Genomic DNA, 22324 nt, shown 5'->3' on the forward strand with positions numbered 1-22324 from the left:
CGGTGCGGTTTGCCTAGCGGCTGACCGCCAGCAGGATGCCGACGACGATCACCGCCAGCGCCTGGTACTTGATGCGCGCGAACATGGCCTTGTTCTGGCGAAGCTGCATCTCCGTCGCGCCGGCGCCTTCGCCTTCCTCGAGATCGGTTTTGGTGCTCTGCATGAATGCGACGATGCCGCGCACCAGGCTGACGACGACGAGGACCATCAGGATGATGAGCGCGGGGATGAGGATGTATTCCATGCGATCTATCTAGGCGCTCGACAGCGAAATTCCAGCGGGAAACCGGCCTAAACGAAGATCGTCGGCTATTGCACGTCCGTCCTCCCCGGCACGGCGCCTGTCGGCCAGCGAAGGCGAGCCGCGGCGTTTGGCAAGCTTGCGACCGTCCGGTTCGACCAGCAGCGGGTGGTGATGCCAGACCGGCACGGGCAGACCGAGCAACTCCTGAAGCAGGCGATGGACGTGGGTCGCGGTGAACAGGTCCTGCCCCCGCGTCACCACGGTGATGCCGTCCTTCGCATCATCTAGCGTCGCGGCAAGGTGGTAGCTTGCAGGTAGCTCCTTGCGGACCAGCACGACGTCGCCAAGCAGATCGGGCCGAGCGTTCCGAACGCCTGCTATCTCATCCGTCCATTCGAGCGGACCAGTGAAGGCAAGCGCCTTCGAGACGTCGAGCCGCCATGCCGCACCGCCGGGGTCGCGGTTCTTCTCGCGGCAGGTTCCGGGGTAGATCGGTCCTTCCGGCCCGGCCGCTGTCGCCGCAGCGGCGATCTCGGCGCGCGTGCAGGTGCACGGATAAAGGACGTCCATCGCCTTCAGGCGCTCGGCAGCATCCTCGTAGTCCGCGAAGCGTCGCGACTGGAAGCTGACATCGTTGTCCCACGGGAGGCCAAGCCATTCGAGGTCTGCAAGAAACTCGCACACGAATTCGGGACGACTGCGCGGGCCGTCGATGTCCTCGATCCTCAGCAGGAACTCGCCGGAACCTCTCCGTGCCAGGTCGTGCGCAACTATCGCGGCGTATGCATGGCCGAGATGGAGGGCCCCGTTGGGGCTTGGCGCAAAGCGCGTGCGGATCATGACCGGTGTTCCTGCCGGGGCTCGGCACACTTGGCAAGCGCTGCACCGAAGCTGTGGATTCTCGCGAGTCGCGAAGCTTGACCCGTCGTCAACCCCGTGCTTCAAAAACTGCCATGCGGTGCCATCAAAGCGCAATATCCGCCTGCGACAGGAGGCCATGCTCAAGTCGGAGCTGATCGAGCGCGCGGCCCGGTTTCGCAGCGCAGAGGAGGATCCCTCCCGCAATCTGGCCGAGTGTCCCGCGCTTGTTCTGAACGCCGACTACACGCCGCTTTCGTACTACCCGCTCAGCATCTGGCCGTGGCAGACGGCGATCAAGGCGGTGTTCCTCGAGCGTGTCGACATCGTCGAAAGCTATGCCCGCGAAGTGCATTCGCCCAGCTGGTCGATGCCTATTCCCTCGGTCATCGCCCTGCGCCAGTACGTCAGGCCGTCCGAGTTCCCCGCCTTCACCCGCTTCAACGTCTTCCTTCGCGACCGGTTCAGTTGCCAGTATTGCGGAACGACCAGCCACCTCACCTTCGATCACGTCGTGCCGCGCCGGCTGGGCGGAAAGACGAGCTGGGAAAACATCCTTACCGCCTGCGCTCCCTGCAACATGAAAAAGGGCGGCAGAACGCCCGAACAGGCCCGCATGCCGCCCATCGTGAAACCGATCAGGCCGACGAGCTGGCAGTTGCAGGAGCGGGGCAGGGCTTTCCCGCCCAACTACCTGCACGAAACCTGGCGCGACTGGCTCTACTGGGACATCGAGCTCGAAGCCTGAACGTCCGCGCATACACATCTATGGTCAGGCACGACCGGATGTGTTAAATAGGCGCTAATCCGACGGAAAATGGCGAGTCCGGCGGGTCGCATTCTTCCGCTCTCGAAAAATGAGTTGGTGAGACGCCTCGTTCCGTCGAGCGTCCGTAAATTTCGCGCCGCCGATTTTTTGCCTATTTCACTGCCTGGAGTGCTCGCGCTTCTCCCGACAGGCGACAGGAGATGCCAATGCAGACCTACACCCTGATCTATCCGCAAGACCGACGAGGGGAAGCGAAGAAGATCGAATTCAATGCCGAGGATCCCAGTTCGGCCCTGCGTATCGCCCAGGACGAGGCGCCAGAGCGCAGTGCGGAGCTGTGGGAAGGCACGAAGAAGATCTGCACGCTCCATCGCCGGATGATCGGCACCGACGACCTCTGGACCGTCACGAAGTAGCGGCGCTCTTCCCGGCGGACTGCCGATCCGCCACGGTCGTTACCGACACGTCCATTGTCACGTTCGCCACTGTCCGCACGATGTCGGGCAGCATCTCGACAGCCACCAGAAGTGCCAGCGGTTCGACCGGCACGCCCATCGCCAGCGCAATCGGCCCGGTCGATGCGACGAAGCTGACCGTTCCGGGCAGCGAGACCGAACCGAGCGTCGTGATCGACGCGACGACAACGCCTGCCAAGATTATGCCGGGGGTCAGCTCGACACCGGTCAGCGCGGCGGCATAGATCACCACGGCCAGATTCATTGCGGGACTCGTCGCCCGGAACAGTGCGACGGCGAGCGGGAGCACGAACTCGGCGCTCTCGTCGCGCACTTGCAGCCTACGGCAGGACGCGAGCATTGCGGGCAGGCTGGCAAGCGACGACTGCGTCGACAACGCGACCGCCTGCGCCGGGAGCACGGCCCGGGCGAAGCCGGTCGGGCTTTTCCTTCCCCCCACGATTGCAAGCACATAGGCGGCGAGCAGGATCACGACGCCCATCGCGCTTACCAGCGCGATGTAGTGCCCGAGCGCCCCGATCACCGACGAGCCGGTGCGTGCGGCAACGCCGAAGGCGAGCGCGAACACGCCGACAGGTGCGAGCGCGAGGACCCAGCCGACGATCACCATCATCGCGTGGGCGAGCGCCCTGAAGATACGTGCGAGCAGGATTCGCGGACCGTCGTCGAGGCGCATCGAAGCCAGCGCGAACAGCGCGACGAATACGATCACCGGCAGCACGGCCCCGTCGGCTGCGGCGGCGAACACGTTGTCGGGCACGAAGCTGGCGAGAAAATCGCCGAGCCCCGGCATCTCTCCCGGATCGGCAGCTACGCCCAGCGCCCCCCCTGCCTCCTGCGGGACCGGAATGGCCTGCAGCAAGGCTGGCATCGCCAGCGCGGAGAGTATCGCGCCTGCAACGAGGATGGAGAAGAACAGGCCCAGCGTCCGCCGCGCCATGACGCCGCCCCGGGCAGCCCCCGCCGTCTCGATGATACCGGTGAACAGCAGCCCCGCGACCAGCGGCAGGATCGTCATCTCCAGCGCGCGAAGCCACAGGTCGCCCACGGGTGCCGTTACCGAGAGCGCCGCCGGCAGGATCTCGCTCGATCTCGCCAGCAGGCCCGCGGCAAGGCCCGCCACCAGCCCGGCGAAAGTCAGCAAGGCCGGCACCCTGATATCGGGAAGCGAGGCGGCCGAGCCCGTCGTATCCGTCATGCCGCCTCTTTCGTTGCCGTTCGCAGCGCGCCAGCTTAACGTGTGCGCACGACATAGCAATTTCGCAGTATTTCAGGGCTAAGCAGCACGCATGGGCAAGCAGTATTTCGGCACCGACGGTATCCGTGGGCGCACCAACGCGGGCGTGATGACCGCCTCGGTCGCGATGAAGGTGGGACAGGCGGCGGGAACCCGCTTCCTGCGCGGCGATCACAGGCACCGTGTGGTTATCGGCAAGGACACGCGCCTTTCGGGCTACATGCTCGAAAACGCGATGGTGGCAGGGTTCACGAGTGTCGGCATGGACGTGGTCCTGCTCGGCCCGATGCCGACCCCTGCGGTCGCTCTGCTCACCCGCGAATTGCGCGCCGACGTCGGCGTGATGATCTCGGCCAGCCACAACCTCTACGAAGACAACGGGATCAAGCTGTTCGGCCCCGATGGCTTCAAGCTGTCGGACGACGACGAGATGGCGATCGAGGAGATGCTCAGGCAGGACCAGCAGCTCGCCGCTTCGCAAGACATCGGTCGCGCGCGCCGGATCGAGGATGCCCGCGGTCGCTACATCCACGCGGTCAAGCGCTCGCTGCCGCAGGAAATCCGGCTCGACGGCCTCAAGATCGCGATCGATTGCGCGAACGGCGCGGCCTATCAGGTCGCGCCGTCCGCATTCTGGGAACTTGGAGCGGAGATTGTCGCGCTCGGCGTCGCGCCGAACGGCAAGAACATCAACGACGGGTGCGGATCGACCAGTCTCGGCCAGCTCAGGAAGGCGGTGGTAGATAACGGCGCCGATATCGGCATAGCGCTCGACGGGGACGCCGACCGCCTGATCGTGGTCGACGAGAAGGGCGAGGCGGTCGATGGCGACCAGATCATGGCGCTGATCGGCAGCCGGTGGGCGCACGAAGGACGGCTGACGGGCGGCGGCGTCGTCGCGACGGTCATGTCGAACCTCGGCCTGGAGCGTTTCCTCGCCGGCGAGGGTCTCGATCTCGTGCGGACCAAGGTCGGCGACCGCCATGTCCTCGAAAGGATGAAGACCGGCGGATACAATGTCGGCGGCGAACAGTCGGGTCACATGATCCTGCTCGACCATGCCACGACCGGCGACGGCACGATCGCGGCCTTGCAGGTACTCGCCGCATTGGTCCAGTCGGGCAAGCGGGCGAGCGAGCTCCTCCACCTGTTCGATCCCGTGCCGCAGCTTTTGCGAAATGTCCGGTTCGGCGGGGGCAAGCCGCTAGAGGACGGCAGCGTCCAGGCTGCCATCGCCGATGCCGAAGCCTCCTTGCGGGGGAGAGGGCGGCTGGTAATCCGACCGTCCGGAACAGAACCCGTCATCCGCGTCATGGCCGAGGGCGACAACGAAGACGAGGTCGAGGCTGTGGTCTTCAGCATCTGCGCCGCTGTCGAGAAGGCCGCGGCCTGACCTTGGACCGACCTGCTCGCATCCTCGCCATCGCCGGTTCGGACAGTTCGGGCGGCGCGGGCATCCAGGCGGACATCAAGACAATCACCGTGCTCGGCGGCTATGCGATGACCGCCATTACCGCCGTGACGGCGCAGAACACGCGCGGCGTATCCGCAGTCGAAGTGCTGCCGCCGGACTTCGTCGCAGCACAGGTCGAAGCTTGCCTGTCAGACATCGGCGTCGATGCGATCAAGATCGGGATGCTGGGGTCGGCCGCCATCGCCGATAAAATCGAGGGCATGCTGGAGGATATCGCCGTACCGATCGTTTTCGATCCGGTCATGGTCGCGACGAGCGGTTCCGCGCTTGCCGATAAGGAAACGATTGCCGCGTTCGAGCGGCTGATGGCGCTGGCGACAGTCACGACGCCCAACGTTGCGGAACTGGAAGCTCTGGGCGGGCACAACGCGATGAGTGCGCGCGGCATAACCTACCTCGCCAAGGGTGGCGACGCCTCGGGTTCGATGGTCGAGGATGTGCTTCACGTGCCGGGCAGGTCGCCGCAAACATGGTGGGCGCCGCGCATCGAAACGCGCCACACGCACGGCACCGGATGCACGCTCTCGAGCGCTGTCGCTACCGGTCTGGGACGCGGCCTGCCCCTGACCGATGCCATTGAAAAAGCCCGCGCTTTCGTCCGGGCTGCGCTGGAGGCGGCACCCGGTTTCGGCGGCGGCGCCGGCCCGATGGGACACCACGCCGCGCGCTGATCGCGAACCTCAATCGCAGTCGAGGTCGTAGAATTCGACGATCTTCGACCAGCCTTCCTCAGCGGTCTCGCACCAGTGGAACAGCTCGGTATCGTTGGGATTGATCACCCCTTCTTCGGCCATCGCCTCGAAGTCGATGATGCGCTCCCAGTACTCGCGCCCGTAGAGCAGGATCGGGATCGGCTTCATCTTCCCGGTCTGTATCAGGGTCAGCAGCTCGAGGAATTCGTCGAGAGTCCCGAAGCCGCCGGGAAACACGGCGACGGCCCGCGCGCGCAGCAGGAAATGCATCTTGCGCAGCGCGAAGTAGTGGAACTGGAACGACAGGCGCGGCGTGACGTAGGAATTGGGTGCCTGCTCATGGGGCAGGACGATGTTGAGACCTATCGATTCGGCGCCGACATCGGCCGCACCGCGGTTCGCCGCCTCCATGATCGACGGGCCGCCACCCGACGTCACGACGAACTGGCGCATGCCCTTTTCCACGATCGCGCTTTCGCTTGCCGTGCGTGCCAGCTTGCGCGCCTCCACGTAGTATTTCGACTTTGCGACGAGGCGCTCTGCGACCTTCCTGCGTTCGGGCGTAGTCGCAGTTTCGAGAACCGCGTCGCAATGCTCGGGTGAGGGAATACGAGCCGATCCGTACATCACGAGCGTGGAACCGATGTTGGCTTCCTCCAGAAGCATCTCGGGCTTCAGCAGCTCGAGCTGGAAGCGGACCGGACGCAATTCGTCGCGGAGAATAAAATCGGTATCGCGAAAGGCGAGCTGGTAAGCAGGATGCTGCGTTTGCGGCGTGTCGTGCGGATGCGCGTCCTCGAAGGAGGCTTCCTGCTCGGCCTTGTAGAACTTTCGTTCGGTCACGTCTTTTTCGTCGTCTGTCATGGCGCGCTGCATGGCGAGAGGCTCGCACGGTGTCGAGCGTTTTCGCGTGCCGTCACGCTCCGCAGATTCAGGGGCGGAGCCGTTCGACCCTGCCGACCTCGACATGCATGCGCAGAGCCTGCTCGAAACGAGCGGAACGTTCTTCGTCGCCGAATGCGAGCCAGACCCTGTCGATCCTGTCTACCGCGAGGCCAGGCACAAGGAAGTCGCGCTCGCTGCCGGCCATTACGATGGCATCGACATCGGGCCGCATCGCCAGCGCAAGCGCCCGGTCGAACAGGCGTCCGTACCGCAAGGGCATGGTTTCGCCGGACGGTCTTTGAGTTCGCGTCGCCGTCGTCACGTGCGCCCCCCCGAAGTTTCCGGCGAGCGACAGCGCCCGTTCGAACAAGTCGCCGTCGCCTGCGAGCAGCGATACAGGGATGCGGCCGTCGCCTTCGATCAGAGCCGGTATGACGGTCGCCGCTTCGTCCTCGCGCTCGAATCGCTTGAATTCTGGGCCGTGGTTGACCTCGTTCACCACGGCGCCGTTCTCGTGCCAGGGGCGCGAGATGTCGGTCGTTATCAGGTCGACACCGGCGACCGACATGCCGATCATGCGTGCGATATCGAGTGCCATCTGCGCGTTCTCGGGGTGGATGCTGTCCGTCAGGTTTTCCACCCAGCCGCCCCACTCGTTCGATGGCACGTCGCGCAGGTCCACGCGCCGGCCTGCTTCCGGGACGTCATCGCGTGCCAGGCCCTGGCTTGCCAGTACGGCATCGACATCGCCGTCGAGCGACCATGGACGCAACCTGCGCCACGGCGGCCTCGAAAGTTGCCTTTCGTTTTCCTGCCCGGCGAGTTCCGTGATCGTGCTTTTGCCATCGCCCGTAACGCTCTTCGGAATGCGGCGAACGACGTAGATGAGCCGCCCGCCAGCCACGAATATGCGGTGGCAGTCGCCCGGAACGTGCCGTTCGACAAGGACGCGTGGTTCGTACTCCTGCGCCCGTTTCACCGCAGCCGCGAGAGCCTCGCGATCGCGGATATTGGTGGTCACGCCCTCGGACCGCTCTCGGTTGGGAGGCTTGACCACGACCGGCCACCCCATCGCGCCGGCGATGCGCTCGGCTTCCTCGACCGAACCTGCGACCGAATGCTCCGCGCCCGGGAATCCGGTGGCGTGGAGGACATGCGAGGTCATCAGCTTGTAACCGCAGATTTCCTTCGACAGCGAGCTGTCCGCATCGGATTTTGAATATTGCAGCAACCGCGACCGCGATCCCGTCCCGAGGCGCGTGATCCCCATCCCGATATGGCGATAGGGAACACCTTGCCGGGCCGCGATTTCGAGGATCGATTCGTCCTTGATGTTGAACGGCGTGCGGGACGCGAAAGGTTCGAGTACAGTTTGCTTCACCTGACCGAGCACTTTCTCGGCGAGATCGCGCTCGGGAGCCTGCCGAAAGTTCCTGCGGACCATTCCCAGCGCAGCCGAGAAAAGATCCGAGAAGTGCCGAAGCGAAACGTTGTCGAGCGCGGTAAGCAGGATGGATACGCGGTAGCCCGGATTTTCCCCGTCGAGTGCCACGACATTCGTCACCAGACCGGGTCGCTCGCACGCGATTCCGCAGGCGCTTACGAATTCGCCGTAGAGCAGAATGGCGCGCGAGACGACCTCGCCCACCCGGGTGCGCGATGTGTCGTCGGCGAAGCGTGGCGCCGGAGGACGGTTCTCCGGGTCGAGGCCGACATAATCGCGCAGCCAGGCGTCAATCACGGACGTATCGATTTCGTCCTCGTCGAAATACTCGATCGCAATCGGCGCGGCGGGATGGCCGAGTCTGAAGTGATAGGCGTAGAAGCTGGTCTGTTTCACCAAGTGAGGCGGCCCTTTTTGTCCTTGTTCGCGCCGGATGCGCGTATTACCTTCGCGCCGCGATACGACATCATTTGGGGAGCATCCACATGTCCAGCACGCTTATGCCCTACGGCTCGTCGAGAAATGCGCGGCTCATGTCGAAAGTCGGCGAAACCAAGCGGCCCTCGCTCATGCCCTACGGTTCTCGGGAATCTGCGGGTCTCGTCGCGAAGGTCGGCATTGTGAAGTCGCCGGCGTTGCGCCCCTACGGTTCGGAGGAGAAGGTCCGGCTCGTGTCGAAGGTCGGCGATCCCAAGGCGGCGGTTTCGCAGGACGGAACCCGTCGCATCATCCGGTTGAACAAGGCGCGCTGATCAGCCGGGGGGCGATCGAAGCCGCCCCCGCAGAACCGGATGAACCTGTTCGAGCCTTCCGCCGCGCGAGCCGAAGAGCTGCGTCGGCTCATGGACGGGTCGCTGTGGTCCAGCGTCGAGGCGACCCTTGACGGTCCGGCGTTTCGATCCGCATCGGGCCGATCCGCTCCCTCAGTCGCGGGATCGCACCCGCTCGACTACGGTGCCTATTTCGATCTCGTGCTGACGCCTCCCGACGGCGCTCCGGACGGGAGTGAACTGGAAGACGCACGCGCGCACCTTAGCGGGCGTCTGGCCGGCAAGGGGCCCGGGGCTCCGGCAAGTCCTGCGGTCAGCAACCTTTCGGACTATTGCGAGCAGCAGGCGGACCGCCTTCGGCGCTGGTGGGATATCGAGGCCGAGAACGCCATGGGGCTATCGGGCGTTTCGCCCGACTACCTTGCCGCTGCGCAATCCCATATCGAAAAGGCTCTCGGGTTCCTTTCCGCTGCCGCGCCGGAAATGCATGGCGAAGTGATCGCGATCGTGCGGGAGATCGTGATTGCACAGCCCGACGGTTCGCAGCGCATGGACTTCGGTGGAGCGAGTTCGTTCGCGCTCTGGGGCGGCTTCACGATCAACGCCGCGACGCATTCTTGCTGGCCCGACTTCTATAAGACCATCGTGCACGAGACCGCGCACAACCTGCTCTTCGCCATCGCGCGCGATCAGCCGCTCGTCGAGGACGACGTAGACGACCGCCATGCCTCGCCGCTGCGCGAAGACGCGAGGCCGATGGACGGAATTTTCCATGCAGCTTTCGTTTCCGCGCGCGAAGCCTGCGCGCTCGACGCGCTTCTGGTGCACGATGACAGCGAGACATTGCTGACCCCTTACGAGCGCCCGCAGGTCGAGGACATGCTCGAAGAGAGTGTCCTCGCGTTTCACGATTGCGCAACGACATTGCACGCTCAGGCGCGGATGTCCGATCTCGGCGTACGGGTCTTGCAGGAATGCTCCGCCTGGATCGACGCGAATTTCGCGGTCGCGACGGAGTGAAAACCTGCCGGCCTAGGTTCCGGTTCGCGTCGGGTGCTCGAGTTCCGAGTTCAGCTCGGCGCCGAACAGGACGATGAACGCCGAAAGCCAGAGCCACGTCAGCAGGATGATGACGCCGCCCAGCGCGCCGTAAGTCTCGTTATAGCTGCCGAAGTTGCGCACGTAGACGGTGAAGGCAGCCGAACCGAGAATCCATATGACAGTGGCCACTGCCGCTCCCGGGAGTACCCAGCGCCATCCGGGCGTTTCGCGCGACGGTCCCAGCCTGTAGAGCAGCCCCAGCCCGCCCGCAGCGAGCGCGGCAAGGACGATCCAGCGCAGCACTCCTGCAACGGTTTCGAGAGCGGGCGGCAGTTCGAGGAAAGCAAGCGCGACGGGAACCGCGACCAGAAACGCCACGACCGCGATCAGACCGATGATCACGAGCAACGTTAGGCCGAATGAGAGCAGGTTGATCCGGATGAAGCCGCGGTCTTCCTGCTCCTTGTAGGCGACGTTCATGCCCTCGATCAGCGTCTTTACGCCCTTCGAGGCACTGTAGAGCGTGAGCAACAGTCCGAAGATCGCCGCGAGGCCGAGGCCGGAACCCGCGCCTTGCGCCACCTTTTCCCCCTGGCCTTGCAGGATTTCGGCTGCCGAGGCGGGGAGCGTCGCTGCGAGCTGCGAAAGCTGGTCCTGTACCGTCATCGGATCCATGACGAGAGCCGCGATCGAAATCAGCGCCGCAATCGCCGGGAACAGGGCAAGCAGCCCGTAGAACGCAACTCCGGCCGACACCACCGAGACATGGTCTTCGGCCAGCCTCTCCTTGACCCGCCAGAGCGCCTGTCCCCACCCACGTGCCGAAATCGTGGAAGGTCTGGCGGTATCGTACGCTGTGGTTTCCATGTCGAGGCAACGCGGGGCGTCCCGGCGCGTTCCATCGCATTCTTCCGAGTTCCCTCTACAAGCGCGACGGTACCTGCGAACCGTGCCGCTCATCGGAACGGGTAAAACCTGGAAATGCTGGATGCCCCGCGAGAATCCATACCCGCTTTCGCCAGCTTTCGCCGACGTTCTGTAAGAACAAGGGATTCCGCCACAGTTCTCCACATGTTCTTCGCCGACTTTCGTTGACGTTCGCCTAGAGCCGCGTCAAAGTGTGGGAGTGAATGTGGGGGCATTGGCTTGCCCAGACTGACGGCCCTGAAGGTGAAGAGCGCGAAGCCCGGTCGCCATGGTGATGGCGAAGGGCTCTACCTGCTCGTATCGAAATCGGGCGCCAAGTCCTGGATGATCCGCGTGCAGGTTAATGGTCGCCGCCGGGACATCGGTCTCGGTTCGGTGACCGACCTTACTTTAGAGGAAGCTCGCGAGAAGGGCCGGGAGCTGAGGAAGGTCGCGAGGGGTGGTGGTGATCCTATTGCTGCGCGCGACAAGAAGGACGAAACCCCGCCCTCATTCCGCGAGGCAGCGGAGGCTTGCCATAAAGCGCTTGGACGAGGATGGACCGAGCGGCATCGGGACGCGTTTCTCTCGACGCTGAGGCTCCACGCTTTTCCGAAGATCGGAAAGCTCCGGATCGATTCGATCGAGGAGAAGGACATCCTCACGGTTCTGTCGCCGATCTGGACAACGAAGCCTGCTGCTGCGCGAAAGATACGGCAGCGGATCGGGGCGGTTCTGGATTTTGCGAAGGGCAGTGGATGGCGAGAGACGGCTGCGCCTCGGGAAAGCCTGAGCAAGATGCTGTCGAAGCAGGCTGACTCCGGAAACTTCGCCTCGATGCCATACGAGGAGGTGCCGGCGTTCGTCGCAGACCAGTTCGGCGAAAAGGAGACGGTCGGAAGGCTGGCGCTCCTCTTCACCATACTGACTGCGGCCCGGTCGGGAGAAGTGCGCTCCGCAATGTGGTCGCATATCGATCTTGATGCGAACGAGTGGCACCGACCCGCCGACCTGATGAAGGGCGGCAAGGCTCACACGGTCACGCTCTCGCCCGATGCCGTGGCCGTTCTCAAGCGAGCGCAGGCGCTCCGAACAACGTTGAAGGACTGTCTGGTCTTCCCCGGCAAGAGCGGAAATCCGTTGTCCGACATGACGCTGAGCAAGATCGTCAAACCGCTTGGTGTCACGGTTCACGGCTTCCGCTCGTCGTTTCGGACATGGGCAGCCGAGCAAGCTCACAGGATACCCGAGGCGGTGGCAGAAGCCGCCCTTGCGCACACGATCCCTGATCAGGTGGAGCGCGCGTACAACAGGGCCAAGTTCATGAATATGCGGCGCAAGCTGCTCGATAAATGGGGCCGTTACGTCACGGGCCATGAAGGTGAAGTTGTTCAACTCGCGCTCTGGCGCGGGTGAACGGCGAGGCGGCTACGGTAGCTCCTGAACAGCCGGAATATCCGCCCGGCCTGCCGCCTCGTTCATATCGCGGATCGCCTTTGGAGGGCTCGATGTTCGGCGAAGAAGATCCATTACTGACAGAGGACGTATTCCCTCACGGATGGAAAAGCGGATGGCTTGAAGCTATGCTGGAGAACTTCGCCGAACGTAACGACAGCCTGCAAAGGCTGATCGACGAGGATGATGCTGAAGCGGCAAAAGTTGCGTCGGAATTTTTATCAGATTTTTCGATTTTTTGTCGAAAGTTGATTGGTGTTCGTGTTCTTCGCGCCGGCTATTCTCGAATGGACGATCACGCCAAAGCCGTAGATGATGAGCTGTGGCAATCCTATTGGAGAATGTTGCTCTGGACACCAGTCTTGGCGCTCGACGACGATACGCTACACCAAGACCTCATGACTGATCTGGGCTACATTTTATCAGGAGACGCTCCGCTACTGCTAGCACGTCGAGGAGCCGGGAAGAAGGGCAGGTCGGAGCACTTTCATCGCATTGCACGCTTGAAGTTCGAAGCACTTCTATGGGCAGAGCATTTTAAGGCGTCCGGTATGCGGTCGATTGATTGGAAATACCGCGTTGCGACTGCTTTTGGTCGCGAATGGGAAACGATTTCAAAATGGAAGGCCGAATGTAAGACGAACCTCACGAGTGACTACGTTGAGCGTGCATTGCTCCAGGTGAAATCATCCGCGTGTAGCTCAGCCTGTGCCGATTTTCCTGAACCGCTCCCGATGGACCATGCTTCAGTCGAGGACGCTGGCAACACCTTTCAGATGCTAATCCAGCAAGAGAACGGTCATTCTCCTGCGGCGAGAAGAAAGGCCTGACAATGAAGCCGAAGAACGACATTTCCTTGTAATTGCAGTAGCTTACTTTAGATGTTTGTTTGCTGTCACCCGCTGGCCTCCGCCAGCCTTTGCGAAAGGGTGACAGATGGAACGACCACTCGCAGTTCCTCCCAAGAAGGGTTTCGACATGCTCGGTGTCGGAGTCACGAAGGGGTACGAGCTGATCAACTCCGGTGAGCTGGAAAGCTTCACCATCGGACGGGCCCGGCGGATCACCACCGCCAGTATCGAAGCGCTGATCGACCGCCGCCTTGCAGACAGCAAGGAGGACCGGTGATCCGCGATGGCCATAACGGAAAGGAGCCCGCTTCCTGAAAAGCGGCGGGCCTACCAGGGCACCATCTCTCTTGGTGCATGGCAGGCCCGGAAAATTGCTCACGTTGGCTGCGGCGAGCAATCCGACATTACCGACACCGACCCTGCGGCGCAACTGTTCGAAGCATGGCTCCGGATCGAGGTGAACCGCTGGGACGTCTACCGGCGCATCGGACCGGGCGGCCTGTTCGCTAGCAAGGCGCGTTGGGACCGAAAGGACGCCGAACGCGCCTGGCGGGCTCACTTCGGCAAGCAGAGGGAGATCGCCTGATGGTCTTTTCCTCGCACCGCGATGCAGCCATTGCGCTGCTGAACGATCCCGAAGCGAAGCTGTCGCGCAAGGGCGGGAGCTTCCTCGGCCAGTGCGTCGTCGACGATACGCCGCTTTCCGAAGCACAGACCGACTGGCTCGCCACGCTGCTTGATCGCGCTGGCCTGCCGACGCTCGACCTCGACGGAGGTGAAGATGACTGACTATCCCGATAGCCCCGGTGTTCGTGCAGGTTCTCCCGACACCGCGTTCGAAGCTGCCGATGATGCTGCCGACGCCGCCAAATCCCGTGAAGCGATGGCGCTGAAGTTCATTCGCGGCAGGGGCCTCTACGGAGCCACTGCCGATGAGGTTGCGGATACGTTCGGTTGGGAGCGCTACAGTTCCCGCCCTCGCCTGTCGACGCTCAGGGCGCAGTCGAAGATCGTCGATGGCGGTGGTCGCCGCGAAGGCGCTTCCGGCCGCAGGCAGGCGGTATGGATCGCTGCCGAATATGCCCCGCCCCTCGAACGTGAGCAGGGGGAGTTTTGGGAGGCAGCAGAATGATCGGTCTGGTCCGAGACTTCAGGGGACAGCGCTACGAGGTCGTCGAGAAATCGGAGCGCACCCGGCGTGACGGCACTCTTGCGATCATCCTGCATTGGGAATCGATGTGTGCCGACTGCGGAGAGCCGTTCCGGCTGACCACCCCGGCGGCGTCTTCGAAGTTCGAGCCGAACCGCAGGTGCCAGAAACACAAGCGACCGGGCCAGCGGGTGAAGTCATGACCTCGGCGGCCATCAATGATACCGGCAGGCTGCTGGAAGCCGCGCTTGCCTATGCACGGGAGGGCCTGCCGGTCTTCCCGTGCCGTCCCGACAACAAGCGGCCCTGGACTAGGCACGGGTTCAAGGAAGCCAGCACAGACGAGAGCGTTATCAGGTCATGGTGGTCCGCCCATCCCGACGCCATGATTGGCATCCCGACTGGTCAGGCGTCAGGGTGCTGGGTTCTCGATGTCGATGACCCGGACCTTTTCGAGGCCAATTGTCCTGTACCGCTGCCTGAGACGCGCAAGTGCGAGACAGGCAAAGGCCAGCACCTGTGGTTTCGGCACGATCCGGAAACACCGGTTCGGAATGCGCAGATTGCGATGGTCGACGGCGAGCGCTCCTGGCCATTCTCCAGCATGCCGGGAGCTGAGGTACGGGGTGAAGGCGGATACGTGATAGTACCGCCCTCTCGCCATCCCACAGGCCGCCTGTACCGCTGGCTAAGCCATGCGAAGCCTGTTCCGGCCCCGGCAGGGCTTATGTCGATCGTGCAGCGGCCAGACCGGGTCAAGAAGGCCAAGGAACGACAGCCGCTCAACGTCTTGGCCAAGGCGATCCGAGGTGCCGACACCTCTTACGGTCTAGCCGCGCTGGAAGCAGAATGCAGTGCTGTCAGGTCTGCTTGCGACGGTGCTCAGGAAGCCACGCTCAACGCAGCTGCGCTAAAGATCGGAGCGCTCGTTGCTGGCGGAGAACTGTCCTCCGGCACGGCGCGCTCTTCGCTGATCGCGGCCGGCATGGCGATGGTGTCCCATGAACCTAGCGACCCGTGGACCGCCGATACGATAGCCGCGAAGGTTGATCGCGGAATGTCAGATGGCGCCAGTGAACCGCGATGTGCCCCGAAGCTCGTCTCTGAAGATGGCGAGCGCATCGATCCTGACACCGGAGAAGTGCTGGAGGAGATCGGCGTCTACCGGACCCTCGATCCAGGTTCGTGGCAGGGCCTCGCGCCTGAACCTCGCCGGTGGGCTCTCAACGAGTGGATACCGCACGGGCAGATGACCTTGCTTACTGGTGCGGGCAGTTCGGGCAAGTCGCTCCTGAGCCAGCAGCTTGCCACGTGCATCGCGGCAGGCATTCCCTTCCTGGGAGTCGAGACGAGGAAAGCCGTCGCGCTCTATGCCACCTGCGAGGACGACAGCCACGAGCTGCACCGGAGGCAGGCAAGCATCTGCCAGATGGTCGAGGTGGAGCTGGCCGACCTGTCCGGCAAGCTACATCTCCTGCCGCTTGCAGGGGCGCTGAACAACGAACTGGCCATATTCGACGACAAGGGCCGTCTGATGCCCACGCTCGCCTGGGAGCGCCTCAAACGGACAATACGGGCAATCGGAGCAAGGTTCGTCGTTGTCGACAACACCGCTCATCTCTTCGCAGGAAACGAGAATACTCGCAACGAGGTAGCGGCGTTCGTGAACCTGCTCAACGGTCTAGCGGCAGAGATCGACGGCGCGGTGCTCATGCTCGGACACCCCAACAAGGCAGGTGATGCATACAGCGGCTCGACTGCCTGGGAAAATCAGGTGCGCTCGCGGCTATTCCTCGAACGACCGAAAGAGAGCGATGGCACGATAGCAGATCCGGATGCCCGGACTCTTTCGCGTGCCAAGGCCAACTATGCAAAGCATGGCGAGGCGTTGTCATTTCGTTAGCAGGACTGGGCTTTCGTACCCGACGACCTTAGCGAGGCCAGCGATCCGATGCGCGAGACCATCCAGGCAGCGGGCGACAACCAGATATTCCTGACATGCCTGCGCGAGCGCAACCGGCAGCAGCGAGCAGTTTCTGAGAAAGTCTCCTCGACCTATGCGCCGAAGATTTTCGCCGCGATGCCGGAGAGCAAGAAAATCGGGAAAGCCCGGCTCGAAAAAGCTCTCGACCGGCTGTTTCGAATCGGCAAAATCGAGCGCGTCAAGCTCTGGAAAGGGGAAGATCGCAAGTGGATTTACGGTCTGCGGGAGACCGATTGAAAGTGCGGGAGACTGGTGCGGGAGACACTATGGTCGTTTGCGGGAGACACTATCGCAAACCCGCAGAAAACCGTGCCCATTTGCGGGAGACACACACACCATATACTACGTATATGAAGGCGCGGCCCTTTTGGGCCCGCCGCGCCTTCTCTTTGGTGGAGCGGTCAGCACTTGCAGGTCGGGCTTAGCGTCCCATCGCAGCACTTCTTTCGTCCGCCTGCGCAACTGCACACGCCGCCGTGCCACGAACAGCAGCCGCGCTGAACTGCCAGATCCCCGATCGCATATGAGCAGACTGGCGAGGCCGAAGTCATGCCGATAGCCATGGTTGCCGCGAGAAATCCCTTGATCATGCCGCTCTCCCGACTCGAAGGTCAGGCGACAGGATGCCGAATTTCCAAGTACTTCGCTACGTCCGGACCTCTCCTGGCTCGGAGCCCGGTTGGCCAGCAAAGCATTGACCTGCACCGTCACAACGTCGTGATCGGGCAAAGCAGACTTCGGTTCAGGCGGCTTGGGGTTTAGTGCGCGGCGAACCGTGTCGTCGCTCAAGCCCGTCACTTCCGCGATCTGAGTAGTGACGCTCTTGGGCCGCCCGACCGGACGCGGGGATTGTTCCGCAGTTTGCGGGACAATTGACGCCCGCGCTTCCAGCAGTTCCGCATATCGCCGGATATGCTCGTCGCGCTGCTCTCTCGTCAGGTCGAGGCGATACAGGTTCTCGGACGGGCTGTGCGTGAAGGCGGATGACCGGTCCGCTCGCCCCTTACAACTTGCTCTGGCTGTTATGACATCGCCCGTGGTGTCGCCGGCCGCGTAGACTGCTTGCGCGTGTCGGTGGCATCTTACGCGATGGCAATTACGCCCAGCAAGACTAGCAGGAACACGACAAGAGCCACGACGACGATGATCTTAGCGCCGGTGAGCGCTGCGCCGGAGAGGCGCCCAAAGCCGAAAAAGCTAGCGATGGCGGCAACGGCTAGCAACATCAGCAGAATCTCAAGCATCGGCACGTCCTCTCATCTTCCCGCTTAATCAAGTCGGCCGAAGGGACGTTGTTCCACGCGAACCGTGAGTGCTTCTAGGGTCTTGCCCACCCAGAATCTCGGGCCATGAAAAACCCCCGCCGAAGCGGGGGCTTCCTGATCGCCGTGTCTCAACGATTTTGAGATTAATCTCGATCCTGCTGGCCGGGCTGGCGGTTCTGCCCTTCCTGCTGTTTCTGCTGGCCGGGCTGACTTTTCTGTCCGCCCTGCTGCTTGCCGGCATAATCCGTCTGGTTCTGCTGCTCCGGCCGACGCTCGCCATCTTGTTGTCGGTTGCGATCGGGGTTCTGTTCCATATCAGGTGTCCTCTCAGCCGCATGAGCGCGGCGGAGATTAAACACCGGAAAGTCAGTTATTTATCCTTGCAGGCCCTGGTTATGTGGCCAAGCGTTACGGATAAGAGCCAAGACGAGTGGACTGGCGCATATTGGGATCGACTCTGAAATTCCGCGAAGATATAAATAAAGTTCCCCCAACCGCTTTGCGTTGGCGCTGAGGGCAGCGCGTCGGCTCCTAGCTCTTTAAGGAGTGCCGACATGTCACTCTTGCATATTGCAGCAATTCTGGTCGTATTGGCTTTGGCGGCCTGGATCCTTTTCAGTCGCGGCTCAAAGCGTCGTGACGCCCAGGATTCGTCAATCGACCCAATGGAGGAAGAGGAACTTCGCGAAGAGATCCTCCACGGAGAGACGGCAACGGTCCCTGCGGTCAGTGAGCGGACACCAGCATCGCGTCAACGATTGCAGCGCGAAGGACGGGAATCGGAACCGGAACGTTCGTGCTGACGTACCCCACATTGCGCGCACGCCGTTGTCCGTAGTCGGATATCCATCGCCTCCCGTTTCGCCTCCAGGCGCGCTGTAGGAGCGCCACAGGCAGGAGATAGCAGCGTCGGGAGGGTGCATAGGCGTATGCGATGAAATCGCAAGCTAGGGGCTTCTGAATCCATCCTGCCTTGCGCCGTTCCTCGTCGGACCACTGCTCCAGCAGGATGTCGGGCCAGTCGTTGGTTCGCACCTTCTCGTCGACGGTGATGATCCGCCCGCAAGCCAGCGTCAGAACGCGGTCGATGCCACCACGCTGCGCCCAGCCATCCTCTCGCACGCATACGGCGCTGACAAGGCTGGGAAAGGCCTTGCGGTAGATGTCGAGCCACCATGGCGCCTCGGAGTAGCGATGCGACAGGGCAAGACTGGTTTGAAAATCATGGCTAGCCGACGAAAAACGCCCCGGCGGTGAAACCGGGGCGCTGTTGAAATCGAAGGACGGTTGGACGGTCAAAAGCCCTCCTCGTCGTGTTCAGAGCCCCAGACCACCCGCCCTCGGGATACGTGTGGGCCGCAGCCGTCATCGCGGGCCTCGCACCAGTCGGTTTCCTCTTCGAGATCGGTGTCGCCGTCGATCGTGTCGAGCCGGTCGATCAGTCGTTCGGTCAGGGCTTCGAGGTCGTGCCGCGACAGCTTCGGGATCGCCTGCGCGATAAGGGCGAGTGGCAAGGCGGGGTCGCCATGAAACCCGGGCATGTCACTGGCCTCCCTTCTTGTGCCTGGGAAAGGCCAGTACATCGCCAGCAGGCCGTCCGTAGGTCGTGGAGTGCATGAAGGACCGCATGATCCGCATCGACCGCTGCGCCATGGCATTGGCCTGATACGGTGTCATCGACAGCAGCAACTCGGTCCCGCCAGACGGTACACGAAGGATAAGCTGCCCGTCCTCGTTTTCGAGCATGGGGGCTTCGTCACAGAGGATCAGCATGAGCTTTCCTCCGCGATAAGCGCTCGTGCATCGCGAGCGAGTTGCGCGGCGGCCTGTGGCGCCATCGTCCAGCCATCGGCGACTTCGAGGTCATCGAACAGGTCCAGCTTGGTCCTGAGCGCCCTGAGATTGGGCGCAGGGGTCAACAGCAGCTTGCGAAGCGCCTCGACATGAGCATCGGCATGGATCGCCGTCTGCGCCTCGTACGCATCGCATTCGGCAGAGAGCGCCTCGAAGTCGCAGGGCTCGTCCGAATGTAGCCGAAGCGCCTGCGCTGCCTCGCGGTATGTAGCGAGCCGACGATCCCAGACAGACCCGTCGTCATTCTCTCGCTTGATGTGCCGCTCGATCATGCGGAGTTGCTCGGAAGAGACATTCTTGCGCATCCGGCAAGCCTCGTTCTTCAATTCGCTATCGCAGGAATGTACGAGGCGAAGCGCGCCATCAGGTGCTACTACGTACCCGCCGCCGTATCCCTCGAAGGTGGCAAGCCATTGAGCAGGATCGAATGGCTTGCTGCATTCGCCTCGCAGCCTTGCGAAGTCGGCCTCCACGATCTCCATGCAATCAGCCTTCAGTTCGGTGTCGTTCCATACCTCCTCGGCCTCGATCAGCATCGCCTTGAACGTCGCGGCGGTGATAGTAGGAGCGGGGGTTTGGACCAGCCTACGGCAAGCGTCCCAGAACGGTTCGCAATACCGCTTCTGCCAGCGCTCCTCAGCTGCATGGAGGTCGCTGCTAAGCTTTTCGAAGATGGGCCTGGCGTCGGGATGCGCGCGCCAGTGCTGCCCGAATGTCGTTTCGAGCTTCAAGGTTTCCAACGAATGCCGCGTAGTAGCCTCGTGCTGCACTCCATAGTCAGCTTCGGCCTGCTGAAGGGCGTTTGCGCAGAGGAAAGGTGATAGCGCCTCATCCCATTCCGGGGATGATCCAAGGGTTTGAACGGCTGCGGAATTGTAGGCGCAGCGGTATGTGATATGGTCGATCATAGCCATGTCGATCTCCTATCGATCGGTTGTGGTCAGGACGACTTGGGAGGGCCTAATCTCCCTTGTCGTCCGCACTTTCTAGCGCTAGAAAGTTATCATGGCAAGACTAAATAGCGCTAAAAAGAAAATGGGACGGCCTCCAGTGGACAGCGAGGCCGTGAACGTCCGCATGCAGCGTGATCAGATTACCCGGTTAGACCAATGGGCGGCGGAGCAACCGGACAACCCGACGCGGCCTGAAGCGATCAGGCGATTGGTGAGCAAGGCGCTCGAGGGTGAGTCGGAGTGACGCGTTAGGCGAACACGCCCAACTCGGTGGGCACGGTGCCAATCACCTGGTCTCCGATCAGCAAGGCACGAGCATCGGAGTCACAGACAAGCAAGCGTCCGCCATCGTTGAACGACAGGGTCGCGCCTGTGGCGCCGTAGGGTATTTCCAGCTTCGAAAGAACGGACTTGCCTGAGCCCATCAGCCCGAGGATGTAGTAAACGTTTTGTCGCTCTAGCGCCGCCCCCTCTGGAGTGCTGAACTAACGGGATCAAACGCGTCTGAGAGTACCGTTTGCGCCGTAGCGGCCACCCCAACTGCAGCAGACATACCTGCAATTGTGATGGCAGCCCATTGCATCAGTCGCGAGAGGTATGCAGCTGGCAGGCCAATAGCTTTATTTCTCGGCTGTATGGAAGCGGTAGACTTCCCGGCGTGCAGCAGAGTCGCCAATTGCCTGCCTACAGTGCCTAGAGTGACATTGTCCCGGGTGCGGACGCCCATTCGACACCCATTGCTCCAGACAACGCGAGCAACCCAGCTCTGGTCCCCCGTCCGCACCTCGACATACTCGCCACGCTCGGGTGGACATGGTGCAGAAAGCATCATGCCGCGCGAGGACCAATTGAGGATCAGAACTTCAGATTCGCGGCCTCCCAGCCGAATGCTGGCACGAAGGTGAACTTGCCGCCTCGGCTCGCGACATTTGAAACCTGCACTGTGCATCATGGCCACCCCTCCCATTCTCAAGCAGACCCCTTATGGCTCCTTGCGCACTTCGACACGGAGTAGCCCGTTATCGAGGCTTGCAAGGCGCTCGGCGATCTCCATGTGCGTACCCTTGAGGTTCATTCGAGCAACCGGCCGGTCATCTCGGTCGAAAAAGTCGATCTGGTAATTTGCCATCGCCATTCCTCGGTGACGTTGCTGCTGACGAGAGCAATTTCACTCGTGCCTTGCTAAGAGCCGGTAGCCAGAGCGGGGCGTGCGACCACCACCGTATTCATACGGTAATAACCTCAAGTTTCCTTCCGTTGCACGGTTGGCGTATGGGATGGTTCAGGAGGCAGAATCAATGACCAATTCACTGATTCGTTTGGAAAATGCGAGCTATATTACCGTACGTTTATGTGGTCGACGATGATCGAGGAGTACGATCGTCACTCACTGTCTTGCTACAAGCGCTAGAGGTTCCCGTAAGACCCTTCAGAGAGGCCGAAGACCTATTAACCGAGCTAGGCGATCTGGCACCAGGCATACTCTTGCTCGATGTCCGTATGCCGAATCTATCCGGCATTGATCTATTGCAGAAACTTCGCACGGAGGACTGTCATTGGCCGGTCGTCATCATGACTGGCCATGGAGACATTCCCTTGGCCGTAAAGGCAATGAAGCTGGGCGCCATGGAGTTTCTGGAAAAACCGTTTGATGATCTGGAGTTGGAGCGTGTCGTCCGAGAGGGATTCGCGCAGCTCCCTGCATCGATCGCCCGGTCCCAAAAATGCAAAGAGGCGCGCAGTCTCGCCGCATCACTAAGTCCACGTCAGAAAGATGTCTTCAATGGCGTGGTCAACGGGCTTACGAACAAGGAGATTGCTCAGCGGATCGGTATCAGCCACCGAACCGTTGAATCCTATCGGCTCGACATGATGCACAAGCTTTGCGCACAGAACCTGGCCGATCTAATTGAGCTTAAGCGTAACCGTGGCGTGCAGGCCGCCTTGTCGAGGTAGGCGGCGCCAGCCACTGAGTGGTGATGGCTGAGGATACGCAAGAGCAGGGAGCGAGTAGTC

30 protein-coding genes are annotated in these 22324 nt (G+C 62.1%); 16 read left to right on the forward strand and 14 right to left on the reverse strand.

Annotated elements, in window-relative coordinates:
• Positions 1–13: 13 nt before the first annotated feature.
• On the reverse strand, positions 14–244 hold the full coding sequence (locus FHS75_RS11205) for an HIG1 domain-containing protein (protein WP_179407745.1): 231 nt from the start codon (positions 242–244) through the stop codon (positions 14–16).
• 9 nt (positions 245–253) lie between these two features.
• Entirely contained in the window at positions 254–1084 is an 831-nt protein-coding gene (gene gluQRS / locus FHS75_RS11210) for a tRNA glutamyl-Q(34) synthetase GluQRS (protein WP_179407746.1), read from the reverse strand.
• Between the two features lie 157 nt (positions 1085–1241).
• Between gluQRS and FHS75_RS11215 the strand changes: the two genes are divergently transcribed.
• Both FHS75_RS11215 and FHS75_RS11220 read left to right on the forward strand, forming a co-directional pair.
• On the forward strand, positions 1242–1850 hold the full coding sequence (locus FHS75_RS11215; protein WP_179407747.1) for an HNH endonuclease: 609 nt from the start codon (positions 1242–1244) through the stop codon (positions 1848–1850).
• A 227-nt stretch (positions 1851–2077) separates the two neighbouring features.
• Complete coding sequence (locus FHS75_RS11220) at positions 2078–2287, forward strand: hypothetical protein (protein ID WP_179407748.1); 210 nt, start codon at positions 2078–2080, stop codon at positions 2285–2287.
• Here FHS75_RS11220 and FHS75_RS11225 read toward each other — a convergent pair.
• Entirely contained in the window at positions 2277–3545 is a 1269-nt protein-coding gene (locus tag FHS75_RS11225; RefSeq protein ID WP_179407749.1) for a dicarboxylate/amino acid:cation symporter, read from the reverse strand. The genes FHS75_RS11220 and FHS75_RS11225 overlap by 11 nt on opposite strands.
• A 91-nt stretch (positions 3546–3636) precedes the next feature.
• Here FHS75_RS11225 and glmM point away from each other — a divergent pair, with 91 nt between their 5' ends.
• Both glmM and thiD read left to right on the forward strand, forming a co-directional pair.
• Positions 3637–4977 carry a phosphoglucosamine mutase gene (gene glmM / locus FHS75_RS11230; protein ID WP_179407750.1) on the forward strand — a complete coding sequence of 447 codons (1341 nt, stop codon included), beginning with the start codon at positions 3637–3639 and terminating at the stop codon, positions 4975–4977.
• A 2-nt stretch (positions 4978–4979) separates the two neighbouring features.
• Positions 4980–5729: a bifunctional hydroxymethylpyrimidine kinase/phosphomethylpyrimidine kinase gene (gene thiD, locus FHS75_RS11235; RefSeq protein ID WP_179407751.1), complete on the forward strand. Its 750-nt coding sequence runs from the start codon at positions 4980–4982 to the stop codon at positions 5727–5729.
• 9 nt (positions 5730–5738) lie between these two features.
• Here thiD and FHS75_RS11240 read toward each other — a convergent pair whose 3' ends face one another.
• Both FHS75_RS11240 and FHS75_RS18180 read right to left on the reverse strand, forming a co-directional pair.
• Positions 5739–6614 (reverse strand): LOG family protein, encoded by an 876-nt coding sequence (locus FHS75_RS11240; protein ID WP_179407752.1) that lies wholly within the window; start codon positions 6612–6614, stop codon positions 5739–5741.
• A gap of 67 nt (positions 6615–6681) precedes the next feature.
• Positions 6682–8475 carry an acetate--CoA ligase family protein gene (locus FHS75_RS18180; protein ID WP_179407753.1) on the reverse strand — a complete coding sequence of 598 codons (1794 nt, stop codon included), beginning with the start codon at positions 8473–8475 and terminating at the stop codon, positions 6682–6684.
• Positions 8476–8564: 89 nt separating this feature from the next.
• Between FHS75_RS18180 and FHS75_RS11250 the strand changes: the two genes are divergently transcribed.
• Both FHS75_RS11250 and FHS75_RS11255 read left to right on the forward strand, forming a co-directional pair.
• Complete coding sequence (locus FHS75_RS11250) at positions 8565–8831, forward strand: hypothetical protein (RefSeq protein ID WP_179407754.1); 267 nt, start codon at positions 8565–8567, stop codon at positions 8829–8831.
• Positions 8832–8870: 39 nt separating this feature from the next.
• Positions 8871–9869: an aKG-HExxH-type peptide beta-hydroxylase gene (locus FHS75_RS11255; RefSeq protein WP_179407755.1), complete on the forward strand. Its 999-nt coding sequence runs from the start codon at positions 8871–8873 to the stop codon at positions 9867–9869.
• A gap of 12 nt (positions 9870–9881) precedes the next feature.
• Here FHS75_RS11255 and FHS75_RS11260 read toward each other — a convergent pair whose 3' ends face one another.
• Positions 9882–10757, reverse strand: coding sequence for a YihY/virulence factor BrkB family protein (locus FHS75_RS11260; protein WP_179407756.1), 876 nt, complete (start codon positions 10755–10757; stop codon positions 9882–9884).
• Positions 10758–11036: 279 nt separating this feature from the next.
• Between FHS75_RS11260 and FHS75_RS11265 the strand changes: the two genes are divergently transcribed.
• From FHS75_RS11265 to FHS75_RS11305, 9 genes are all read left to right on the forward strand, one after another.
• On the forward strand, positions 11037–12212 hold the full coding sequence (locus FHS75_RS11265) for a tyrosine-type recombinase/integrase (RefSeq protein ID WP_244959058.1): 1176 nt from the start codon (positions 11037–11039) through the stop codon (positions 12210–12212).
• A 92-nt stretch (positions 12213–12304) separates the two neighbouring features.
• Positions 12305–13081: a hypothetical protein gene (locus FHS75_RS11270; RefSeq protein ID WP_179407758.1), complete on the forward strand. Its 777-nt coding sequence runs from the start codon at positions 12305–12307 to the stop codon at positions 13079–13081.
• Positions 13082–13187: 106 nt separating this feature from the next.
• Positions 13188–13379 carry a helix-turn-helix domain-containing protein gene (locus FHS75_RS11275; protein WP_179407759.1) on the forward strand — a complete coding sequence of 64 codons (192 nt, stop codon included), beginning with the start codon at positions 13188–13190 and terminating at the stop codon, positions 13377–13379.
• A gap of 6 nt (positions 13380–13385) precedes the next feature.
• Complete coding sequence (locus FHS75_RS11280) at positions 13386–13688, forward strand: hypothetical protein (protein ID WP_179407760.1); 303 nt, start codon at positions 13386–13388, stop codon at positions 13686–13688.
• Positions 13688–13891, forward strand: coding sequence for a hypothetical protein (locus FHS75_RS11285; RefSeq protein ID WP_179407761.1), 204 nt, complete (start codon positions 13688–13690; stop codon positions 13889–13891). The genes FHS75_RS11280 and FHS75_RS11285 overlap by 1 nt, the downstream gene beginning before the upstream one ends.
• A complete protein-coding gene (locus tag FHS75_RS11290) occupies positions 13884–14234 on the forward strand; it encodes a hypothetical protein (protein ID WP_179407762.1) in 351 nt (116 codons plus the stop codon). Before FHS75_RS11285 ends, FHS75_RS11290 begins: the two co-directional genes overlap by 8 nt.
• Positions 14231–14455, forward strand: coding sequence for a hypothetical protein (locus tag FHS75_RS11295; protein WP_179407763.1), 225 nt, complete (start codon positions 14231–14233; stop codon positions 14453–14455). Before FHS75_RS11290 ends, FHS75_RS11295 begins: the two co-directional genes overlap by 4 nt.
• Positions 14452–16155, forward strand: coding sequence for a bifunctional DNA primase/polymerase (locus FHS75_RS11300; RefSeq protein ID WP_179407764.1), 1704 nt, complete (start codon positions 14452–14454; stop codon positions 16153–16155). The genes FHS75_RS11295 and FHS75_RS11300 overlap by 4 nt, the downstream gene beginning before the upstream one ends.
• Before the next feature lie 48 nt (positions 16156–16203).
• A complete protein-coding gene (locus FHS75_RS11305; protein WP_179407765.1) occupies positions 16204–16473 on the forward strand; it encodes a hypothetical protein in 270 nt (89 codons plus the stop codon).
• 845 nt (positions 16474–17318) lie between these two features.
• Here FHS75_RS11305 and FHS75_RS11310 read toward each other — a convergent pair.
• The 8 genes from FHS75_RS11310 to FHS75_RS11340 all read right to left on the reverse strand — a co-directional run bounded on the left by FHS75_RS11310 (position 17319) and on the right by FHS75_RS11340 (position 21437).
• Positions 17319–17480, reverse strand: a complete 162-nt coding sequence (locus FHS75_RS11310) for a DUF1328 family protein (protein ID WP_179407766.1) — start codon at positions 17478–17480, stop codon at positions 17319–17321.
• A 164-nt stretch (positions 17481–17644) separates the two neighbouring features.
• Positions 17645–17815 carry a hypothetical protein gene (locus FHS75_RS11315; protein ID WP_179407767.1) on the reverse strand — a complete coding sequence of 57 codons (171 nt, stop codon included), beginning with the start codon at positions 17813–17815 and terminating at the stop codon, positions 17645–17647.
• A gap of 412 nt (positions 17816–18227) precedes the next feature.
• Positions 18228–18800, reverse strand: a complete 573-nt coding sequence (locus FHS75_RS17880; protein ID WP_229735562.1) for a hypothetical protein — start codon at positions 18798–18800, stop codon at positions 18228–18230.
• A complete protein-coding gene (locus tag FHS75_RS11325) occupies positions 18797–19042 on the reverse strand; it encodes a hypothetical protein (protein WP_179407768.1) in 246 nt (81 codons plus the stop codon). The genes FHS75_RS17880 and FHS75_RS11325 overlap by 4 nt, the downstream gene beginning before the upstream one ends.
• 1 nt (position 19043) lies before the next feature.
• Positions 19044–19274: a hypothetical protein gene (locus FHS75_RS11330; RefSeq protein WP_179407769.1), complete on the reverse strand. Its 231-nt coding sequence runs from the start codon at positions 19272–19274 to the stop codon at positions 19044–19046.
• Positions 19268–20095, reverse strand: a complete 828-nt coding sequence (locus tag FHS75_RS11335; RefSeq protein WP_179407770.1) for a hypothetical protein — start codon at positions 20093–20095, stop codon at positions 19268–19270. The genes FHS75_RS11330 and FHS75_RS11335 overlap by 7 nt, the downstream gene beginning before the upstream one ends.
• 670 nt (positions 20096–20765) lie before the next feature.
• Complete coding sequence (locus FHS75_RS18260) at positions 20766–21275, reverse strand: PilZ domain-containing protein (RefSeq protein WP_373285005.1); 510 nt, start codon at positions 21273–21275, stop codon at positions 20766–20768.
• A 15-nt stretch (positions 21276–21290) separates the two neighbouring features.
• Positions 21291–21437, reverse strand: a complete 147-nt coding sequence (locus FHS75_RS11340; RefSeq protein WP_179407771.1) for a hypothetical protein — start codon at positions 21435–21437, stop codon at positions 21291–21293.
• A gap of 197 nt (positions 21438–21634) precedes the next feature.
• Between FHS75_RS11340 and FHS75_RS11345 the strand changes: the two genes are divergently transcribed.
• Positions 21635–22264 (forward strand): response regulator transcription factor, encoded by a 630-nt coding sequence (locus tag FHS75_RS11345; protein ID WP_229735563.1) that lies wholly within the window; start codon positions 21635–21637, stop codon positions 22262–22264.
• The last annotated feature ends 60 nt before the right edge of the window (positions 22265–22324 follow it).

This window comes from Novosphingobium marinum, assembly GCF_013408095.1.
GTDB classification, from domain to species: Bacteria; Pseudomonadota; Alphaproteobacteria; order Sphingomonadales; family Sphingomonadaceae; genus Novosphingobium; species Novosphingobium marinum.

Excerpts from the sequence above, each read along its gene's own strand:
- FHS75_RS11205 (WP_179407745.1), bottom strand. The coding sequence starts at position 244 with ATGGAATACATCCTCATCCCCGCGCTCATCATCCTGATGGTCCTCGTC.
- gluQRS (WP_179407746.1), bottom strand. The coding sequence starts at position 1,084 with ATGATCCGCACGCGCTTTGCGCCAAGCCCCAACGGGGCCCTCCATCTC.
- FHS75_RS11215 (WP_179407747.1), top strand. The coding sequence starts at position 1,242 with ATGCTCAAGTCGGAGCTGATCGAGCGCGCGGCCCGGTTTCGCAGCGCA.
- FHS75_RS11220 (WP_179407748.1), top strand. The coding sequence starts at position 2,078 with ATGCAGACCTACACCCTGATCTATCCGCAAGACCGACGAGGGGAAGCG.
- FHS75_RS11225 (WP_179407749.1), bottom strand. The coding sequence starts at position 3,545 with ATGACGGATACGACGGGCTCGGCCGCCTCGCTTCCCGATATCAGGGTG.
- glmM (WP_179407750.1), top strand. The coding sequence starts at position 3,637 with ATGGGCAAGCAGTATTTCGGCACCGACGGTATCCGTGGGCGCACCAAC.
- FHS75_RS11240 (WP_179407752.1), bottom strand. The coding sequence starts at position 6,614 with ATGACAGACGACGAAAAAGACGTGACCGAACGAAAGTTCTACAAGGCC.
- FHS75_RS11250 (WP_179407754.1), top strand. The coding sequence starts at position 8,565 with ATGTCCAGCACGCTTATGCCCTACGGCTCGTCGAGAAATGCGCGGCTC.
- FHS75_RS11255 (WP_179407755.1), top strand. The coding sequence starts at position 8,871 with ATGAACCTGTTCGAGCCTTCCGCCGCGCGAGCCGAAGAGCTGCGTCGG.
- FHS75_RS11260 (WP_179407756.1), bottom strand. The coding sequence starts at position 10,757 with ATGGAAACCACAGCGTACGATACCGCCAGACCTTCCACGATTTCGGCA.
- FHS75_RS11270 (WP_179407758.1), top strand. The coding sequence starts at position 12,305 with ATGTTCGGCGAAGAAGATCCATTACTGACAGAGGACGTATTCCCTCAC.
- FHS75_RS11275 (WP_179407759.1), top strand. The coding sequence starts at position 13,188 with ATGGAACGACCACTCGCAGTTCCTCCCAAGAAGGGTTTCGACATGCTC.
- FHS75_RS11280 (WP_179407760.1), top strand. The coding sequence starts at position 13,386 with ATGGCCATAACGGAAAGGAGCCCGCTTCCTGAAAAGCGGCGGGCCTAC.
- FHS75_RS11285 (WP_179407761.1), top strand. The coding sequence starts at position 13,688 with ATGGTCTTTTCCTCGCACCGCGATGCAGCCATTGCGCTGCTGAACGAT.
- FHS75_RS11290 (WP_179407762.1), top strand. The coding sequence starts at position 13,884 with ATGACTGACTATCCCGATAGCCCCGGTGTTCGTGCAGGTTCTCCCGAC.
- FHS75_RS11295 (WP_179407763.1), top strand. The coding sequence starts at position 14,231 with ATGATCGGTCTGGTCCGAGACTTCAGGGGACAGCGCTACGAGGTCGTC.
- FHS75_RS11300 (WP_179407764.1), top strand. The coding sequence starts at position 14,452 with ATGACCTCGGCGGCCATCAATGATACCGGCAGGCTGCTGGAAGCCGCG.
- FHS75_RS11305 (WP_179407765.1), top strand. The coding sequence starts at position 16,204 with ATGCGCGAGACCATCCAGGCAGCGGGCGACAACCAGATATTCCTGACA.
- FHS75_RS11310 (WP_179407766.1), bottom strand. The coding sequence starts at position 17,480 with ATGCTTGAGATTCTGCTGATGTTGCTAGCCGTTGCCGCCATCGCTAGC.
- FHS75_RS11315 (WP_179407767.1), bottom strand. The coding sequence starts at position 17,815 with ATGGAACAGAACCCCGATCGCAACCGACAACAAGATGGCGAGCGTCGG.
- FHS75_RS11325 (WP_179407768.1), bottom strand. The coding sequence starts at position 19,042 with ATGCCCGGGTTTCATGGCGACCCCGCCTTGCCACTCGCCCTTATCGCG.
- FHS75_RS11330 (WP_179407769.1), bottom strand. The coding sequence starts at position 19,274 with ATGCTGATCCTCTGTGACGAAGCCCCCATGCTCGAAAACGAGGACGGG.
- FHS75_RS18260 (WP_373285005.1), bottom strand. The coding sequence starts at position 21,275 with ATGGGAGGGGTGGCCATGATGCACAGTGCAGGTTTCAAATGTCGCGAG.
- FHS75_RS11340 (WP_179407771.1), bottom strand. The coding sequence starts at position 21,437 with ATGGCAAATTACCAGATCGACTTTTTCGACCGAGATGACCGGCCGGTT.
- FHS75_RS11345 (WP_229735563.1), top strand. The coding sequence starts at position 21,635 with ATGCGAGCTATATTACCGTACGTTTATGTGGTCGACGATGATCGAGGA.